13 protein-coding genes and 1 tRNA gene are annotated in these 14186 nt (G+C 64.2%); 10 read left to right on the top strand and 4 right to left on the bottom strand.

The genetic code is table 11. From position 1 onward, the window contains the following. The first annotated feature begins 83 nt into the window (after nt 1-83). The 3 genes from ACP2YP_RS23810 to ACP2YP_RS23800 all read left to right on the top strand — a co-directional run bounded on the left by ACP2YP_RS23810 (nt 84) and on the right by ACP2YP_RS23800 (nt 3410). A complete protein-coding gene (locus tag ACP2YP_RS23810) occupies nt 84-2099 on the top strand; it encodes an acetyl-CoA carboxylase biotin carboxylase subunit (RefSeq protein ID WP_426418763.1) in 2016 nt (671 codons plus the stop codon). Nucleotides 2100-2247: 148 nt separating this feature from the next. Next, nucleotides 2248-3114, top strand: coding sequence for an isocitrate lyase/PEP mutase family protein (locus ACP2YP_RS23805; RefSeq protein ID WP_426418762.1), 867 nt, complete (start codon nt 2248-2250; stop codon nt 3112-3114). Continuing rightward, nucleotides 3111-3410, top strand: coding sequence for an acylphosphatase (locus tag ACP2YP_RS23800; protein ID WP_426418761.1), 300 nt, complete (start codon nt 3111-3113; stop codon nt 3408-3410). Before ACP2YP_RS23805 ends, ACP2YP_RS23800 begins: the two co-directional genes overlap by 4 nt. Before the next feature lie 173 nt (nt 3411-3583). Here the strand turns inward: ACP2YP_RS23800 and ACP2YP_RS23795 are convergent, their stop codons facing one another. Further along, nucleotides 3584-5104 carry an ATP-binding protein gene (locus ACP2YP_RS23795; RefSeq protein ID WP_426418760.1) on the bottom strand — a complete coding sequence of 507 codons (1521 nt, stop codon included), beginning with the start codon at nt 5102-5104 and terminating at the stop codon, nt 3584-3586. Nucleotides 5105-5255: 151 nt separating this feature from the next. On the opposite strand from ACP2YP_RS23795, the gene ACP2YP_RS23790 reads away from it, so the two are divergent. Genes ACP2YP_RS23790 through ACP2YP_RS23780 form a run of 3 tightly spaced genes read left to right on the top strand, consistent with a single transcriptional unit; the run spans nt 5256 to nt 7928 of the window. Next, on the top strand, nt 5256-5813 hold the full coding sequence (locus tag ACP2YP_RS23790; RefSeq protein ID WP_426418759.1) for a GbsR/MarR family transcriptional regulator: 558 nt from the start codon (nt 5256-5258) through the stop codon (nt 5811-5813). 16 nt (nt 5814-5829) lie between these two features. Beyond that, on the top strand, nt 5830-6495 hold the full coding sequence (locus ACP2YP_RS23785; protein WP_426418758.1) for a DUF4166 domain-containing protein: 666 nt from the start codon (nt 5830-5832) through the stop codon (nt 6493-6495). Beyond that, nucleotides 6492-7928 carry a TIGR01777 family oxidoreductase gene (locus ACP2YP_RS23780; protein ID WP_426418757.1) on the top strand — a complete coding sequence of 479 codons (1437 nt, stop codon included), beginning with the start codon at nt 6492-6494 and terminating at the stop codon, nt 7926-7928. The genes ACP2YP_RS23785 and ACP2YP_RS23780 overlap by 4 nt, the downstream gene beginning before the upstream one ends. Nucleotides 7929-7932: 4 nt before the next feature. Here ACP2YP_RS23780 and ACP2YP_RS23775 read toward each other — a convergent pair whose 3' ends face one another. After that, nucleotides 7933-8787, bottom strand: coding sequence for a LysR family transcriptional regulator (locus ACP2YP_RS23775; protein ID WP_426418756.1), 855 nt, complete (start codon nt 8785-8787; stop codon nt 7933-7935). A gap of 111 nt (nt 8788-8898) precedes the next feature. Between ACP2YP_RS23775 and ACP2YP_RS23770 the strand changes: the two genes are divergently transcribed. Further along, nucleotides 8899-9321, top strand: coding sequence for a tautomerase family protein (locus ACP2YP_RS23770; protein ID WP_426418755.1), 423 nt, complete (start codon nt 8899-8901; stop codon nt 9319-9321). A gap of 44 nt (nt 9322-9365) precedes the next feature. Here the strand turns inward: ACP2YP_RS23770 and ACP2YP_RS23765 are convergent, their stop codons facing one another. Together ACP2YP_RS23765 and lipB are read right to left on the bottom strand one after the other, a co-directional pair. Beyond that, on the bottom strand, nt 9366-10079 hold the full coding sequence (locus ACP2YP_RS23765) for a DNA helicase (RefSeq protein WP_426418754.1): 714 nt from the start codon (nt 10077-10079) through the stop codon (nt 9366-9368). 198 nt (nt 10080-10277) lie between these two features. Further along, nucleotides 10278-11027, bottom strand: coding sequence for a lipoyl(octanoyl) transferase LipB (gene lipB / locus ACP2YP_RS23760; RefSeq protein WP_426418753.1), 750 nt, complete (start codon nt 11025-11027; stop codon nt 10278-10280). Between the two features lie 95 nt (nt 11028-11122). Here lipB and ACP2YP_RS23755 point away from each other — a divergent pair, with 95 nt between their 5' ends. From ACP2YP_RS23755 to ACP2YP_RS23745, 3 genes are all read left to right on the top strand, one after another. After that, nucleotides 11123-11365 (top strand): FliM/FliN family flagellar motor switch protein, encoded by a 243-nt coding sequence (locus ACP2YP_RS23755; RefSeq protein WP_011088012.1) that lies wholly within the window; start codon nt 11123-11125, stop codon nt 11363-11365. 153 nt (nt 11366-11518) lie between these two features. After that, nucleotides 11519-11603: transfer RNA gene (locus tag ACP2YP_RS23750), tRNA-Leu, on the top strand. Between the two features lie 664 nt (nt 11604-12267). Continuing rightward, nucleotides 12268-14175 (top strand): sensor histidine kinase, encoded by a 1908-nt coding sequence (locus ACP2YP_RS23745; RefSeq protein WP_426418752.1) that lies wholly within the window; start codon nt 12268-12270, stop codon nt 14173-14175. The last annotated feature ends 11 nt before the right edge of the window (nt 14176-14186 follow it).

Below are 14186 nucleotides of genomic sequence, written 5' to 3'. Positions count from 1 at the left end.
CACGACAGGATACGGCCCCGTCCGATCGGCCCGCCAACGGCCCGGGAGGGGTCCCGCCCAAGGGACGAAACTCAAGACAAACAATGTTCAAACGCATCCTGATCGCCAACCGCGGCGAAATCGCCTGCCGGGTCATCAAGACCGCCCGCAAGATGGGAATTCAGACGGTTGCCGTCTATTCCGAGGCCGACCGCGACGCCCTCCATGTCGAGATGGCCGACGAGGCCGTGCTGATCGGCCCGCCGGCCGCGGCCGAGAGCTATCTGGTGATCGAGAAGATCGTGGAGGCCTGCCGAAAGACCGGCGCCGAGGCCGTGCATCCCGGCTACGGCTTCCTGTCCGAGCGCGAGGCATTTCCGCGGGCGCTGGAAGCCGCCGGCATCGTCTTCATCGGCCCGAACCCGGGCGCGATCGCTGCAATGGGCGACAAGATCGAATCCAAGAAGGCGGCCGCGAAAGCCAAGGTCTCGACCGTGCCGGGCTATCTCGGCGTCATCGAGGATGGCAAGCACGCGGTCAAGATCGCCGACGAGATCGGCTATCCCGTGATGATCAAGGCCTCCGCCGGCGGTGGCGGCAAGGGCATGCGCATCGCACATTCGAAGGCCGAGGTCGCCGAAGGCTTCCACCTCGCCAAGGCCGAGGCCAAGGCCTCGTTCGGCGACGACCGCGTCTTCGTCGAAAAATTCATCGTCGATCCCCGCCACATCGAGATCCAGGTGCTGGGCGACAAGCACGGCAACGTCATCTATCTCGGCGAGCGCGAATGTTCGATCCAGCGCCGCAACCAGAAGGTCATCGAGGAGGCGCCGTCGCCGCTGCTCGACGAAGCCACCCGCCGCAAGATGGGCGAGCAGGCGGTCGCGCTGGCGAAGGCGGTGAATTATGATTCCGCCGGCACGGTCGAGTTCGTCGCTGGCCAGGACAAGAGCTTCTACTTCCTGGAAATGAACACGCGCCTCCAGGTCGAGCATCCCGTCACCGAGCTCGTCACCGGCGTCGATCTCGTCGAGCAGATGATCCGCGTTGCCGCCGGCGAGAAGCTCGCGCTCGCGCAGAAGGACGTCGCGTTGACCGGCTGGGCGGTGGAATCGCGCCTCTATGCCGAAGACCCGTTCCGCAATTTCCTGCCCTCGATCGGGCGTCTTGTGAAGTATCGCCCGCCCGCGGAGGTGAGCAAGGACGGCATCACCGTGCGCAACGACACCGGCGTGCAGGAGGGCGGCGAGATCTCGATCCATTACGATCCGATGATCGCAAAACTCGTCACGCATGCGCCGTCGCGCGCGGCTGCGATCGAGGCGCAGGCGACCGCGCTGGATTCGTTCTATGTCGACGGCATCCGCCATAACATCCCATTCCTGTCGGCGCTGATGCATCATCCGCGCTGGCGTGAGGGCAATCTGTCGACCGGCTTCATCGCCGAGGAATTCCCCAAGGGCTTTGCGGTGCGCGTGCCCGAAGGCGAGGTCGCGCGACGGATCGCCGCGGTCGGCGCCGCCATCGATCACGTGCTCGGCGAACGCAAGCGGCAGATCTCCGGCCAGATGGGCGGCCGCATCGTGCAGCGCGAGCGCCGTCGCGCGGTCTGGCTCGACCGCCAGGAGATATTGCTCGAGGTTGCCCGCGAGGGTGAGGCGATCGCGGTGCGGTTCGTCGATGCCGAGGGCAAGGCCGGCAATGCGCATCTGCTGCAGTCCGCGTGGAAGCCGGGCGATCCGGTCTGGCAGGGCACCATCGACGGCCATTTCGTCGCGGTGCAGGTGCGCCCGATCGCCAACGGCATCCGCCTCGCGCATCAGGGCGTCGAGGTGCCGGTTTATGTCTGGACCGAAGCGGAAGCCGCCTCGGCGAAGCTGATGCCGGTGACGACGGCCTCTGACACCGGCAAGAAGCTGCTCTGTCCGATGCCCGGGCTCATCGTCTCGATCGCTGTGACCGAAGGCCAGGAGGTCAAGGCCGGCGAGACGCTGGCGGTCGTCGAGGCCATGAAGATGCAGAACGTGCTGCGCGCCGAGCAGGACGGCACCGTGAAGAAGGTCCACGCGAGTGCGGGTGCGACGCTCGCGGTGGACGCGCTGATTTTGGAGTTTGCGTAACGCGCTCCAGCGCACAACAGTCGACCCTCACCCTGAGGAGCCGCGCCTGCGCGACGTCTCGAAGGGTGAGGCCACCAGTTGGGCCTTCATCCTTCGAGACGCGCGCAAAAGCCGCTCCTCAGGATGAGGAATTGAGAGTGAGGCAAGCATGGCCTTTCGTTCCCGCCGCGAAAAACTGCGCATCATCCTGTCGGGCGGCACCTGCGTCCATCCCGGCTCGGTCTATGACGCGATCTCGATCCGCATTGCCGAGGATCTCGGCTTTCCCCTTGGTATGTTCGGCGGCTCGGTCGCCTCGCTCGCCGTGCTCGGCGATCCCGATGTCACCCTGATCACGCTCACCGAGTTGGCCGAGCAGATGCGGCGGATGTCGCGTGCCGCCGCGCTGCCGGTGCTGGTCGATGCCGATCACGGCTATGGCAATGCGCTGAACGTGCGCCGCACCGTGCAGGAGCTGGAGACGGCGGGCGCCGCCGGCCTCACCATCGAGGACACGCTGCTGCCGGCAGCCTTTGGCGAGACAAAGGCGCAGCTGATCTCGCTTGAGGAGGGAGTCGGCAAGATGAAGGCGGCGCTCGACGGGCGCGGCGATCCCACTCTGGTCATCATGGGCCGCACCGGCGCGGCCTCGATCAGCTCGATCGAGGACACGATCCGCCGGGCCAAGGCCTATGAAGCCACCGGCGTCGATGCGCTGTTCTTCACGGGCATCAAGTCGCGCACCGAGCTCGAGGCCATCGTATCCGCAACGCGTCTGCCGATCGCGCTCGGTGGCGCGCCGGACGAATTGAACGCGATCGACTATCTCGCCAGCCAACGCGTCCGCATCGCGCTTCAGGGCCACGCGCCGATCGCGGCGGCGACGCAGGCCGTTTACGACGTCCAGAAGGCATTGCGCGAGGGCACGGCGCCGAAAGCGCTGAAGGGATTGCCGACAGCGGAGCTGACTAATCGCGTCATGCGCGATGCCGAGGTCAAGGCGCGCAACGCCGATCTCCTCGGACTGAAAAAATGAGCCGCGCGATCCTCCAGGTCATGATCCGCGGGCGCGTGCAAGGCGTCGGCTACCGGGCCTGGGTTGAATACCAGGCGACCGCGAGCGGCCTCGAAGGCTGGGTCCGCAACCGCCGCGACGGCGGCGTGGAAGCGCTGTTCGCGGGAGCGCCGAAACACGTCGCCGACATGGTCGCACTCTGCCGCCACGGCCCGCCGTCGTCGCGGGTGGACAGCGTCACCAGCGAGACGGCGAGCGTCGATGAGCTGAACCTGCGCAGGGCAGGGGAAGCGTTTTCGGTGCTGCCGACGGTTTAGGCGAGCTACACGTCGCTCCGCGCATTCGGTGCGCTCCCTCGCCCCGTTCTTACGGGGAGAGGGTTGGGGTGAGGGCATCTCTCCGCGGGTGAGATTGGCGTGAGACCTGTACCCCCTCACCCGGATCGCAAGGGCGATCCGACCTCTCCCCGCAAGCGGGGCGAGGTTAAGAGTCACCGCGGCAGCTTCGAAATCGCCTCGCTGAGCTCGTGGATTTCGTACGGCTTGCGCAGGATTGGGAAGTCGCCGCGGACGCCGGCGGCGGCTTCGCTGTAGCCGGTGGCGAGCAGGATCGGCAGGTCGGGGCGGATCTGGCGCAGGCGTTGGGCGAGGCCGAGCCCGTCCATCTTGCCAGGCATGACGATGTCAGTGAAGACGAAATCGACACCGTTGTGCTCCAGCTCGCGCAGCGCGGATTCGGCGTCGGCGACCCGGTGCACGCGGTAGCCGAGCTGCTCCAGCAGACCGATGCTGACGATGGCCAGATCAGGATTGTCTTCGACCAGCAGCACGGTGCCACTGCCAAGAACCGGCGCCGTCTCAGGCGCGTCGCTTGGCACGGTCGCGGTTTCGCGCGGCAGCAGGATGGTGAAGGTCGTGCCCTTGCCGAGTTCGCTTGCGACCTTGATCGTGCCGCCCGCCTGATGCGCAAAACCGTGCACCTGAGAGAGGCCGAGGCCGGTGCCTTTTCCGACCGGTTTGGTCGTGAAGAACGGCTCGAAGATCTTGTCGACGACGTCGGAGGGGATGCCGAGCCCGGTATCGGCGACGGTGATCGCGACGTACTCACCGCTGTGGAGCGGATCGTCCAGGACGACGTTGTGCGCGCCGATCGTGACCGTACCGCCATCGGGCATGGCATCGCGCGCGTTGATGACAAGATTGAGCAGGCTCGTCTCGAACTCGGAGACGTCGGCCTTGACCGGCCAGACGTCGCGTTCGATGTCGAAGGCGAGGCGAACGGCGCTGCCGACGCCAGCATACAGCACTTCGCGGATCGCCTCGATGCGATCGCCGAAATGGATCGCTTGCGGATTGACGCTTTGCCGCCGCGCGAAGGTCAATAGCTGTCCCGTCAGTGCGGCGCCGCGCTTGGCGGCAGTCTCGATCGCCAAGATCGCGCGCTGAAACTTGTCGTCGCCGACGTCGCCTCTCTTCAGGACGTGAAGGCTGCCGCTGATGATCATCAGCAAGTTATTGAAGTCGTGCGCGACGCCGCCGGTGAGCTGGCCGAGCGCGTCGAACTTCTGCGCCTCGGCGAGCTGTGTCTGCATCGCCTCGAGCTTGATCTGCGCGTCACGGCGCTCGGTGATGTCACGGGTGATCTTGGCGAAGCCCACGAGGTTGCCGTCCTCGTAGATCGGGTCGATCACGACGCTCGCCCAGAAGAAGGTCCCGTCCTTGCGGACGCGCCAGCCTTCCTCCTCATAGCGGCCCTGGTCCCGGGCGATGCCAAGCGCGCGGGCAGGCTTGCCGTTGGCGCGGTCGGTCTCGGTGTAGAAGCGCGAGAAATGCTGGCCGAGGATCTCCCCGGGCGAATAGCCCTTGATGCGTTCGCCGCCGATGTTCCAGCTGGTGATGATGCCGGTGGGGTCGAGCATGTAGAGCGCGTAGTCCGCGACTCCCTCAACCAACAGCCGGAAACTTCGCTCGCTTTCGAACAAGTCTCTCTGTTGACTGGACTTTTTTACCATTCCGAACCCCGCCTCGACCGGAGCAAACGCTACAGATGGCGTTTGGTTCCCGTTCTCTGGGTCGTTTTTAGGCAAATAGAGCGGATGGTATGCAGGGCGCAAGGCGATCACGGCACTTGACACGCAGTCACACTCGTCAGATGTTTCTGTTATGACAGAAGCAACCGGAAATAAGAAACTTCCCGCCGCCGTCGAGCGCTTCGTCCTGCATTGGGGCGACATGGGGGATCAGTGGGGCGTCAACCGCTCAGTCAGCCAGATCCACGGGCTGCTCTATCTCGCCGAGGCGCCGATGACGGCCGAGGACATCGCCGACACGCTCGGCATGGCACGTTCCAACGTGTCCAACTCGCTGAAGGAGTTGCTCGCCTGGAACCTGATCCGGCGGGTGCCGATCCTCGGCGACCGCCGAGATCATTACGAAGCCGAGACTGACATCTGGGAGGTGGCGGCCCGGATTGCGGCGCGGCGCAAGGAGCGGGAGCTTGATCCTGCGATCACGGCGCTGCGGGCCTGCGTGTCCGATGCCACTGCGGATCCGACCATCAATCCGGTCGCGAGCAAACGGCTGAAGGAGATGCTCGCCTTCACCGAGCTCGCCGACCACTGGTTCATGCAGATGCTGAAAGTGCCGCGTCCGCGGCTGGTCGCCTTGATGCGGCTTGGCGAAAAGATCGCCAACCTGCTGCCGCTGGGCAAGGCCAAATAGTTCTGAGGAGGGTGCAATGGCGTCGGCTCGACTATCAGGCTCCAACGCACCTCCCTTCGCTCATATCAAACTGCTCGACGACCGCCGCTTCCGCGCGCTGCTGTCGGACGAGGATTGGGGCCGGCTGCCGCTCGCGACCTGGCGGCGCTTTTCCAAGCGCGTCGCCGATGGCGACAGCGTCGTCTATGTCGGCGTGGTCGACGAGGTCTCTTTCAGCGACATCGGCTGGTGGTTCGCGCAGGCCGCACGCCTGATCGGCGGCCCGCTGCCGACAGCTCGTGACACCGGTGTGCCGATGATCGTGACTGTTACCGAGGACGGCGCGACCGGCGGCCAGACCTGGACCCGCATCTGCGCGCGCAAGCGCGGTTTTCCGCAGGTGATCCACTCGGCAAAGCGCTTCGCCGGCCCGACCGGGCTTGAGGAATATGTCGGCTTCGGGGTCTCCATGGCGCTCCGCATCGCGGTCGAAGGCGAGACGCTGACCTTCCGCAGCGCGGGCTACGGGCTCCAGTTTGGACGCCTGTGGATTCCGCTGCCGCAATGGCTCACGCCGGGCGATCTCACGGTGACGCATTCCGATCTCGGCGAGGGCGCGTTCCGCTTCACCCTCGATGTCATTCATCCGCGTTACGGCGGGCTGATCCACCAGTCCGCAATGTTCAGGGAGGCCGTGTCATGACGCCGCTCTTGTGGACGCTCATCGCCATCCAGATCGTGATGGGCGTGTTTGACACCTTCTATCACCACGAATTTACCGAGCGCCTGGCCTGGCGTCCGTCGCAGCGCTTCGAGCTGAAGCTGCACGGCATCCGCAACATGCTCTATGCCTTGCTGTTCCTGCTGCTCGGCTGGCTCGAGGTTCATGGCGTGCTGGCACTGGCGATCGTCGCGCTGCTGGTTGCGGAAATCATCATCACGCTGATGGATTTCGTCGAGGAGGATCTGAGCCGAAAGCTACCGCCGAGCGAACGGGTCAATCACACGCTGCTCGCGATCAACTACGGCGCCATCCTGGTGCTGCTTCTGCCGGTTCTGATCGATTGGGCGATGCAGCCCTTTGGCGTGAGCGTCGTGTATCAGGGCCTGCTCAGCATCGCTGCGACCGCTTGCGCGGTTGGCGCTGCGCTCTGCGGCGTCAGGGATTTTGCCGCGATGCGCCGGCTCGGCCGCATGAAGAATGTTCCCGCGGAAGGACTCGTTGAGAAAATCCCCGTCCGCAAGACCGTGCTGATAACAGGCGCGAGCGGCTTCATCGGCAGCCGCCTTGCGGCGAGCCTCAGCGGGGCAGGGCATCACGTCATCGCGCTGATCCGCAACCCTGCGAAGGCCGAGATGCTGCCGCCACCGGTCACGCTGATCACCAGCCTCGACCAGCTTGCTGCGGACATACCAATCGACGCCATCGTCAATCTCGCGGGCGAGCCGATCGGCAACAGCCTGTGGACCGAAGCGAAGCGTGCGAAGATCATCGGCTCCCGCGTCGACATGACCGGCGAGGTCGTGAAGCTGATCGCGCGGCTCGAGCGCAAGCCCGAGGTGCTCGTCAGCGGCTCCGCGATCGGCTGGTACGGCCTCTGGGCGGACCAGGTGCTGACGGAGTCGGCGAAATCTCACGCCTGCTTCAGCCACGAGCTCTGCGCGGCCTGGGAGAAAGCGGCGCGGCCGGCGGAGGAGCTCGGCGTGCGCGTAGTCAATTTGCGCATCGGCCTCGTGCTCGGCACGGAAGGCGGCTTCATCACGCGCATGCTGACGCCGTTCGAGTTCGGGCTCGGCGGTCCGCTCGGCACCGGGCGGCAGTGGATGTCTTGGATCGAGCGCGACGATTTGATACGGCTGATCGCCTATGTGATGGCAACGCCCGATCTCGCTGGCCCCGTCAACGCCACGGCGCCGATCCCCGTCACCAACGCAAAATTCACCGAGGAGCTCGGACGCCGCCTGCACCGGCCCGCGGTGTTCCGCATTCCCGGCGGTCTGCTGCGGCGGATCGGCGGCGGCTTTGCCGACGAGCTTCTGCTCGGCGGTCAGCGCGTGCTGCCGAACAAGGCGCTGAGCCGCGGTTTTGTGTTCAGGCACGAGACGCTGCGCAGCGCGTTCGAGGCGATCCTGTGAGACCTCAGGTGGCCGCCACGCTGCGAAAGGTCGCCGCCACGGCACGCAGCGCCGCGAGCTTGGCGGGATCGCTGACGTTCGAATGCAGCATGACTTTCGAGCTGCCGAGTTCTGGCAGCTTGTGCGCGGGCCCGATGTCGACCAACCCGGGAGGTGCGATCCGCCGCGCCAGCGGTGCGATCGCTAGTCCGGCAAGCGCCGCCGCAGCCACCGCTGTGACGCCGCCGCCGACAAAACGCTCGCGCCAGGCGAGGCCGGCCTTGTCGAGCGCGCGCACGGCGACGGCACGGACGCCGCAGGGCGGGGCGAGTGTTGCAAGCGGCAGTGCTCCGCCCTTCGGAAGCGTGAAGCGTCGCGACGCGAACCAGCCGAATTCGTCCTCCGTCAGCTTCTCGCCGCCGCGGCGGCTGCCTTCCTGGCGCACGATCACCGCATCGAGTTCGCCCGCGTCATAGGCATCCTGCATCTCGCGCGAGAAGCCGATGGTGACGGCGAGGGTGAGGTTCGCCGACATCGCGTGCAGCCGTTCGAGCATCGGCACCAGTTCAGGGCCAGCAGCGTGATCGGAGATGCCGAGCGAGAGCGATTGCGCGGCCGGTGCCTCGCCCGACAGCGCGCGGTCATGCGCCTCCATCAGCCCGCGGGCGCGATCGAGGAAGCTGGCGCCGTCGGCGGTGAGCCGGACCGCGCGCGACGAGCGCTCGACGAGACGCTTTGCCAGCACCGTCTCCAGCCGCTGCAGCTTGAGACTGACCGCGGCCTGCGTCGTGCCGAGCGCTTCGGCCGCACGCGTAAAACTCTGGAGGTCGGCGACCAGCAGGAAGGCCTGGACGGTGGCGATGTCGAGTGTGGCTGTCATTATGAATCGTTATCACTGGTATCAACAGAGATAAGATACCAAAATGACGAGGGAAGGTCTAGCTTCTCACCAACGCCGCGCAAACAGCGCGACATCCTGAGGAGAACGACAATGCCCCTGATCACCGTATCCTACACCACTTCCCGCCAGTCGCCCTCGCTGAAGGCCGACATCGCCAATGCCGTGTCCGAGCTCACGGCGAAAATCCTGCACAAGGATCCGGACGTCACCGCCATCATCGTGAAGTCGGTCGATGCGGGCGACTGGTTCGCCGGCGGCAAGTCGCTCGCCGACGAGAGGCTTGCCAGCTACTGGATCGACATCCACGTCACCGAGGGCACCAACACCAAGGACGAGAAGGCGGCTTATCTCGCCGCGATGTTCAAGCGCATGGCCGAGATATTGGGCCCGCTGCATCCCGAGACCTATCTGCATGTCGACGAGGTCAAGGGCGACGCCTACGGCTTTGGCGGCCTGACCCAGGAGCGGCGCTACATCGCCGGCAAGCTCGAAGTGTCGCTGGCTGCGGCGTGAGGCTGCAAGCCGCGGGTGAGGCATCTCACCCGCGGCTCTTGTCGTCAGCTCGCCGCGCGGAGCTGAACCTCGGAATTGTTCATGAAACACGTCTTGTCGAACAGTTTCAGGTCCAGCGGATTTGGGAGCCTGACATCGCTGAGATCGGGGCAGGGCTTAACGGAGGGGTCATAGGATCGATCGATCTGCGAGATGAAGACGACGATCAGCCCCTTGTCGCGCGCGAACGACTTTAGCGCGCGCACCTGGACGGCTAGGTCGGGGTTTTCCCGTCTTTGGTCGAGCAGTTGCAGATAGTCGATCACCACGACCGTGCCGCGGGGGGCGGCGGCCATTTGCTTGACGATGTAGTCGGCGCTGATGGCGTCGGAGCAATCGACCTCGAAGAGCTTGTCGAACTCCGCCGGCTCCACGCCAATCGCGCGCAAGCGGTCCAGCACGTCTTTCTCAGTGTATTCGAGTGAGAAGAATGCCGCACGATGGCGGGACTTCATGGCCTCCACGGCAAGCTCGAGGCTCATCAACGTCTTGCCCTGACCGGGGCGTGCCCCGACCAGCACGAGGTCACCCGGCCTAAATTGCGGGAACAGCTTGTTGGCCGGTGTCAGTGCGGCAGCTTTCGCCGCCAGCATGCTCCAGGCGGAAAACCCTTCCGTCGTGGCGATGCGGTCAAGCGCGGCGTGGAGCGGAATGCCTTCGTCGCGGGACAGGCGCTTCGCTTTTCGCTTCAGATGATAGATCGGGGCAGACAATTTCATCGTCAAAACCTCCCATTGCGAGCTGAAACGCAATCCCTCCTTATGCCTGGCGCTCGAACAGTCGGTCCGATGGTTTGGTCGCCCGGCATGAGGTCTGCTTTCCCGGCGGAGGGAGGAGGCGTGGGCGGCACCTGAAACAAGCCTAACCGATTCCGCGCCGATGGAGAACGCGCGCAGCGCGTCTCCAACAGGAATGCGTCAGGCGGCTGCTTCCGGCAGCAGGGCGCGGGTCGGCCCGAACAGCTCTTCAAAAGCCTGCCGAAGCGCGACGTCGACATCGGCCAGGGTCACCAACTGGCCGAGATCGACCAGCGAGGTCACGCCGTAGCGGGGATCGGCAACGCCGCAGGGGACGATGCCGGCGAAATGCGAAAGCTCCGGCTCGACATTGATGGCGATACCGTGGAACGAGACCCAGCGCTTCAGCCGCACGCCGATCGCCGCGATCTTGTCCTCGTGCTCAGGCCCCTTGTCGGGGCGCTTCACCCAGACGCCGACCCGGTCCTCGCGCCGCTCGCCGCGGACGTTGAAGGCGGCGAGCGTCTTCAGGATCAGCTCCTCCAGGCTTGCGACATAGGCCCGCACGTCCGGCCGGCGGCGCTTGAGGTCGAGCATGATGTAGGCCACCCGCTGGCCCGGGCCGTGATAGGTGAGCTGGCCGCCACGCCCAGAGGCAAAGGTTGGGAATCGGGGATCGAGCAGGTCGGAGTCCTTGCCCGAGGTTCCGGAGGTGTAGAGCGGGGGGTGCTCGAGCAGCCAGACCAGCTCCGGGGCCTCACCCGCTGCAATGGCGGCGACGCGGGCCTCCATCGCGGCCACGGCCTCCGGATAGGGCACCGGAGCGTCCGAGATTCGCCACTCGACGGGCTCGCCGACTGAGGCGGAAAACGACGTCAAATCGAGGTCTTGACGCCGTTCTTGGCGGGGGTTTTGAGGCGAATTAACCATTGGCTAACTATAACGGGGTGATGATCGCAGGTGCAAATGCCAAGTCCCTTGTTTAAGTCCCTTGGCCCAAGTCTCCAGTTGCGGCGGTCCTGACAGTGCCCACACTCGATAAAGTCACCGTGGATCTCATGGTCGTCCTCGGGACGACCACCATGCCGATCCATCAAGTATTACGTCTTTCCCGCGGCGCCATCATCGAGCTGGACGCAACCGAGGCCGATGAGGTCAAGGTTCTGGCCAATAATCTGCCGGTGGCCTCCGGCGTCGTGCTGGTCGACCGCAACCGGATCGCGGTCGAGGTCAAGCAGATGTTGCCGCGGACGCCCGGGACCCGGTAGGGCCGGGGCACGCGGTAAGGCTGGGAGGGCGGAACATTTTCTTCTCAAGCCTGTGGAATTCATGCCTTCGGCAGGCTTGTACCCCACTGATGGATTTGTTAGATCGGCGCCGTTGATGCGGCAGGCCCTCAAGCCTCAAGCCGGCATTCCCAAGCGCTCGTGGCGGAACTGGTAGACGCGCTGCCTTGAGGTGGCAGTGAGTAAAATCGTGGGGGTTCGAGTCCCTCCGAGCGCACCAAAATCATAAGCTATTGATACGAAACAAGTTTTAGCGATTTTCCTCCCCCCGCATTGCTACTCTCGTCCCACGTTGTTACTCTCAGCGGATAATACTACTCCGTTCTCTCCACTGTTGACCGCGCGTCTTGGTCCAGCGCTTGCTCCTGTAGCGTCGCATCTTCATTTGACTTAACTCCCCCGCGAAGGAAACCACGATTTCCTCGCGAGAGCGCAGTGGCGCAGCCCAGCGTAGAAAGCGGCGGGCTCGTATTCTGATCCGTCATCGCTACGTGGTCTCCCAAGCAGGGTTTCCATCAAACGATGCGCGGGTATTGCTGTCGGGTCGCGGCCGACTGCGTCCTTGAGCACGCCCGCTGTCTCGCGCCGATGTCGCCCAATCGCAAACTTTGTCACCAGTATCTCTTCATGTGCGTCCGGCGCTTGCTCGTGGTCGTCGCACCTCTATTTGAACCAAGGCTGTGCGAAAGCTAAAGCGCGATTTCCTTACGAGAGCCAACGCAGAAATCGGCGGGTTCGTTCTCTCGTCGGTGATCGCCACGCGGTCTTGCGACCTGGATTTTCACTAAACGACATGTGGGCAGTGCCATCCACAGGAAGCGCTGCAGTTAAATCTACAATCTATCGGTGCTAAGCTGATACTGAGCGAAAACCGGAGTCGTAGTTTGCGCTCCGCGCTGCCTCACCGAGCAAATCGGGCGTGGGAGGATACAGTGGCGGGAAGGTGGCTTGCAGTCGCACGGGCTTTCTTGGCGGCAGTCACTGCGACGGCGATTTCTGCCGCGGCTGCGGATGGAACTGCTGCAGAGCTGAAGCGGATCGTCATCTTCAATTCGTACGGCCAAAACTTCAAGCCATGGCGGGACTATTCGACGGCGCTCCGACAGGAGCTCGAGCGTCAATCGCGGTGGCCGATCGACATCCAGGACTTCTCCGTCGCAACGGCCCGCTTTGAAGACCAGAGCGTCGAGTCTGAATTTGCGGACTATCTGCGCGCATTGTTCGCGCGCGGCGCCCCAGACCTCATCGTTGCCTTGGGAGGCCCGGCGGCCATGTTCGTCCAGCGAAATCGGCCGCAATTATTTCCGTCCACCCCGATGGTGATGACGGCGGTCGAGGAGCGGCGGGTCCAGCGTTCCGCGCTGACGGACAACGATGCTGTCGTTGCCGTGAAGCAGGACGTTCCCGCGCTGTTTGGCAATATCGTCAGGCTGCTGCCCGCGACCAGGACGATTGCGGTCGTGGTTGGCGATTCCCCGAACGAACGCTTCTGGCAAAGTGAGATCGGCAAGGAGCTCGAACCGGTTTTTCCCAACGTGCGCTTGCTGTTCTGGAATCGACTTTCATTTGCCGACATTTTGAAGGAGGCGGCTCGCCTTCCGCCGGACAGTGCGATCTTCTGGGTCCAGCTCCAGGTGGATGCGACCGGCGCAAGCCATGAGGGCGAGCAGGCGCTAAGGGAGCTCCATGCAGTTACCAATGCGCCGATCTTTTCCTACGACGAAGCGTTCTTTGGCGGCGAGACCGTCGGCGGCCCGATGACGTCTGCACTCGACAGTGCCCAGAAGACGTCGGAAGCGGCGATCCGAATCCTGGGCGGCGAGAAACCGTCCGACATCAAGATCCCAACCCTCGAATATGGCCCGGCGAAGTACGATTGGCGGCAGCTCAGGCGCTGGAACATTGCCGAAAGCAGCCTGCCACCTGGCAGCGAAGTCTACTTTCGTGACCCGTCTCCGTGGGAGGCCTATCGTTGGCAGATACTCCTCATTGCATCCGTCATCCTGGTCCAGGCGGCTCTCATCAGCATCCTTGTCCACGAGCGGCGCGGCCGCCTCAAGGCGGAAGTGCAGGCCCGGCAGCGCTCCGCGGAACTCGCTCATGTCAACCGCTATACGATGGCCGGCGAACTTACCGCCTCGATCGCTCATGAACTGAACCAGCCGCTCGGCGCCATCCTGACAAATGCCGAAAGCGCGGCATTGATGCTTCGGGCGCCGAATCCAGACCTAAATGAATTGAACGATATCATTGAGGACATCCGACGTGACGATGCGCGGGCGAGCGAAGTCATCGTGCACTTGCGCAGTCTGCTCAAGAAGGCGCCGTTTGAGGAGAAGGAGCTGGACCTCAACGACGTTGTCCGGGAAGCCGTGGCCTTTCTTGTGCCCTTGGCGACAGCCCAAGGAGTCGAGCTCGATGCTGTAACGCATCTGGCGCTGCTTCCGATCAAAGGCGACCGAATTCAGCTCCAGCAGGTCATCACAAATCTGGTCGTGAACGCGATGGATGCCGTCACCGGCTCCGCCGGCAGCGTCCGCAGGGTTGATATCGGAGCTGCACGTGCCGGCAACCGGGCCGAAGTCTCCATCAGAGACTATGGTCCCGGCGTTCCCGTAGAGCAGATCGGGCAGGTGTTCGAGCCATTCTTCACCACCAAGCCGCAGGGCATGGGCATGGGGCTTGCGATTGCGCGGACGATCGTCGAAGCTCACGGCGGCCAGATCACGGCGGAAAATCAGCCGGGTGGAGGAGCTCTGCTTCGAATCAGCCTGCCGCTCTCATCGGCCTAGATTTCGCGCGC

The sequence above is a fragment of the Bradyrhizobium genosp. A genome (assembly GCF_049949275.1).
In the GTDB taxonomy this organism is placed as follows: Bacteria; Pseudomonadota; Alphaproteobacteria; order Rhizobiales; family Xanthobacteraceae; genus Bradyrhizobium.
This window is presented reverse-complemented; position numbering and strand designations above follow the sequence as displayed.